The following is a 336-nucleotide window of genomic DNA, read 5'->3' as shown; positions in this document are numbered from 1 at the left end:
GCGCGCCTTGCCGTCCCGGAACGTCATCGTGTGGATCATCCCGTCGCCGGCGAACGGGTGGTAGAGCCCGATCGATCCGAAGGCGGGATTCTCGCTGTTGCGGACATAGATCCCGTCGATATCGCGCGGGATCTCCCCGATCACCTCCAGCCCGTCCGCATCGAACTCGTCGAAGACCGGGCGCCAGGCCCCGGACGTGTAGGGGTGATGAGGATCGGGTTCGGTATGGGGGAAGGTGTGCACCCTGGTCACAGTCATGATGGATGTCCTTGCTTGCCTAGGCCGGGTCGCCGGGCGCGCCGGCCGTCTTGCGCGGCGGCATGGGAATGAATCCGC

Annotated in this window: 1 protein-coding gene; it reads right to left on the bottom strand. The window is 66.1% G+C overall.

Annotation, left to right across the window (positions count from 1 at the left end):
- On the bottom strand, positions 1-258 hold a 258-nt coding region (locus E5162_RS14230; RefSeq protein WP_174235015.1), incomplete at its 3' end, for a carotenoid oxygenase family protein.
- Positions 259-336: the final 78 nt, after the last annotated feature.

Source organism: Marinicauda pacifica, assembly GCF_004793635.1.
GTDB lineage: Bacteria > Pseudomonadota > Alphaproteobacteria > Caulobacterales > Maricaulaceae > Marinicauda > Marinicauda pacifica.
The sequence above is the reverse complement of the archived record's forward strand: the minus strand, read 5'-3'. Positions and strand labels throughout refer to the sequence as shown.